Source organism: Streptomyces sp. T39, from assembly GCF_008042045.1.
Taxonomy (GTDB): Bacteria; Actinomycetota; Actinomycetes; order Streptomycetales; family Streptomycetaceae; genus Streptomyces.
Map to the genome: position 1 here is coordinate 1 of NZ_RDBP01000087.1, position 3,430 is coordinate 3,430.

3 protein-coding genes are annotated in these 3,430 nt (G+C 70.3%); 2 read left to right on the plus strand and 1 reads right to left on the minus strand.

Features of this window, described 5'->3' with window-relative positions; all coding sequences use genetic code 11:
* Positions 1-1,018, plus strand: a 1,018-nt coding sequence (locus tag EAO77_RS39105; RefSeq protein ID WP_187283558.1) for a hypothetical protein, incomplete at its 5' end; no start/stop codon positions are given.
* A 451-nt stretch (positions 1,019-1,469) separates the two neighbouring features.
* Positions 1,470-1,670 carry a hypothetical protein gene (locus tag EAO77_RS35395; RefSeq protein WP_147992425.1) on the plus strand — a complete coding sequence of 67 codons (201 nt, stop codon included), beginning with the start codon at positions 1,470-1,472 and terminating at the stop codon, positions 1,668-1,670.
* 164 nt (positions 1,671-1,834) lie between these two features.
* Here the strand turns inward: EAO77_RS35395 and EAO77_RS35400 are convergent.
* The coding region (locus EAO77_RS35400; protein ID WP_147992426.1) for a Helicase associated domain protein at positions 1,835-3,430 on the minus strand (1,596 nt) is incomplete at its 5' end.

Here is a 3,430-nt window from a genome sequence, read left to right on the forward strand (position 1 = left end):
GCCCACGCCGCCCCCGCCGCCGCCGCAGGACACCAAGCTGTGGTGGACGGTCTACGAAGCCGGCGAAGGCTGGTCCCAGGACCGGCCCCTGTCAGGCCACGAAAGCAGCGTGGGCCCCGCGCTCTACTTCGACGGGCACGTCCCCGCCAGTGACGAGAAGGTGCGCACGCACTGCCTGTACCGCGGAACGGGCAGCGACAGCCGTGTCCACCTGACCACCTACTACGGTCTGCCCAAGGACTCGAAGTGGACGACGCAGGAGTCCACTCCCGATCACCGCACGGACCACTCCCTCGCCGCTGACGCATACAGCGGCAAGGAGTACGGCGACGTCGGCTGCGTCTACGTCCGCCGGCACACCGACGCCACCGTGCGCTTCAGCGGCATGAAGCGCAGGAGCGGAGGCTACGACTGGCTGCCCGACACGCAGATCCCCAACTGCACCACCGACGGCGATCTCGGCTTCGCCACCCGGTTCACCGACACCCACCTCGCCTACCGCGGCAGCGGCAGCGACGAACAGCTCTACTACCGTTCGGGAGCCCGCCAGCTCGACGGCACCTGGACATGGGCGGAACCGGAGAAGATCACCGGCGCGGCCAGTGCCACCGGAGCCTCCCTCGCCCAGGCCGGCAACCACCTGTACTGCGTCTACCGGGGCACCGGCAACGACGAGAACCTGTACTGGACCCGCAAGCCCCTCAAGGGCAGAGACTGGGAGAAGCCGCAGACCTTCGGCGGCCGCAGCAAGAAGACCCCCGCTCTCGCCGTCATCTGGCAGTCCGACGACTACCACCTGCTGTGCGTACACCGCGGAGCGACCAAGGACCAGAACCTCTACTGGACGCAGATGAGCTGCAACCAGGCAGGCCAGATCACCACCCCCTGGAGCAACGACAAGCAACTCGGCGCACACACCAGCGCCGACCGGCCCGCGCTCTCCGCGCAGGAGTACCACAAGGACGGCCAGGACCGCACCCAGGTGCTCTGCATGCACCGCGGACACGGCACCGACTGAACCACCAAGGGCTCCGGCGCCGACACCGGCGCCGGAGCCCCCAGGAGATCGACGCCCCAGCGCTGGCGAGGGCGAGATGGGCCTGCGTCGAGGCGGCGCAGGATCGGGCCGGGCTTCGCGGTGGCGGCAAGTTCACCGTCGCGGACAACGAAGCCGACCTGGGAACGGGGGCGACTTCCCCCCTCCAAAGGAGGTCCTCGCGGGGACCAAGGACACCGTCGACTACTGGTCCGCCTGGAGCCCGAGCTGGGCCTTGCAGCGCAGCGGTTACGTCTACTGCCTCGTGGGGCTTCGCCCACCCGGGCCGCTTCTCCGCCGCCTACCGCGCCGCCTACGGCGTCTCACCCGCGGCCACCCTGCGCGCCGGCCCGAATGGCACCGCCCGACGCACGAGGCCGGCCACCCTGCCGCACCAAAGCACTGCGCGGCACAGCGAGGAGAGCGCACCGCCATGATGACCCGACCCGACGAAGACACCCCGGAGACAGACACGCACGCCGACGCCCTGCGTGCCGCGCAGCGCAGAGCGCATCTGCGACGCCTCGACGCGAGCACGGCCGACGCCGCCGTGACCTCCCTGCGCGAGGCACTGGAAGACGCCGACACACCCCCCAGCCAGCCGCCGGGTGAAGCAGAGAACCGCGATCCGTGACCGGCGCACACGCGTGGTGCTGCCGTCGCCGATGCCGGGCGAGAGCCCCAGCGCCGGATGCGACGACGCAACCTCCCCTCAGCGCCCGCCCGACCTGCCCCTCACATCAGCGCAAGAACGGCTGGCCCGCCCGAGAACCCCCACACGCTGCGGGCCACTCCAGGTCACGCCCAGTCCACGCCCAACGCCGCCAGCCGGCCGCGCTGCTCCTCGCTCAACCCGGCACGCCTGCTGCGGGTGTTGGAGAGCCACACACCGAGCCTCTGAGGTCCGTCCGGCAACTGCTCGACCCACGAGCGGGGGACCACGGTGCGTCCTTCCCGCTCGATGTACTGGGCGAGCGCCACGACACCGCGCTCGAACGCCGCGCTCGCCCCGGCCCCCGCCCGCTTCCCCCGCGCCGCGGCGGCGGGCTTCTCGGCCGCCGGCAGCGGCCGTACACCGAGCTGCTCCAAGCGCTCGCGCTGCCCCGGAGCGAGGCGGTCCCAGTCCTGCCTCTGCACAGCGAGCCAGCGCCCGACGTCCACGCCGTGAACCATGGTTCCCGGCTCTACGAACGCCAGCACCCCGCCCTCACCCGCAGCCGGCCCGACAGCGGTCTTCAGCGCCGCGTAGGAGCGTTGCCAGTCGATGGGCCAGTCCGGACGCCAGTCGGCATCGATCGCGGCCAGCAGCGCGGCCCTGTGCGCTGCTTTGGCAGGGTTCTTGCCGAGCCCGTGCTTCTTCCGTGCGTTCGCCAGCCATTGACCAATGGGCTTATCCATGATGGAGGCCGTGACCGGAGCTGCGAGAGTTGCATACGCCTCGTAGTAGGCGCGCGCTGCGCCGAGGTTCTCCTCCCACGCCGCATCCGCCGGATCCCACACGATCCCCAGCTCGTCCAGCTTCTCCGCCCGCGGAGTGAGGATGCCGCCGGCCCGCATCGCCTGCCGCTGATCCGACAGCCACCTGCCCAGCGGAAACCCCGCCCCCGACCCCACGCCCCCGGCGGCAGAAGCCGCGGCAGCGGCGTCGTCTCCGCCCGGGATGCCGCCCTCGACGTGGTTGTACGGCACCGCGAGGTGCCCCTCCCGCCGCCGGTACGCCACCGCGGCGCGGTGGCCGGCGTTCCACGCCGCCGTCTCCGGCTCCAGCACGTTGTACTGCACCAGCCGCGCCACCAACAGCGGGTCCCGGTGCGTGCCGAACCGCAGCAGCAGCCGCTGCTCCTCCTCACCGTCGCTCTCCGGCGCCTTGCCCAGCCATGACGACGTCTGCGACCGAGGAACAGAGGTTTCCTGGGGAATGGCAAGCATTTCCACAGCACGTTCATCATGCGCCCGAAGCCCAGCCAAAACCCTAATCAAGGGACGATACGACCCCGAGTAGGGCATGTCCTCCGGGGTCTCATTATCCCCGAGAAAAACAGGAACAATCAGGGTCGCCAGCTTGTCGTCACCGGGCTTCTGCCGCAGCGCCCGACCGATCGCCTGAACAATATCCACGGCCGACCCCTTCGGATCGATCAGGGCCACACAGTCCACACTCGGGACATCAACACCCTCACTCAGGACACGGCAATTCGACATCACGGCACGCCCTGCCCTGTCCCCGAATTCACGCAGCTTATCCTCCCGCATTTCAGTGGGGGATTCGCCGGACAGCCATCCCGACCACACCCGCGCCGGGTGCCGCTCCGGATCGGCCGCGTGCAGCCGGCGCGCCACCCGCTCCAGCCCCTCGGCAAACGCCCGCGCCTCCATGGTCCGGTGATGGAACGT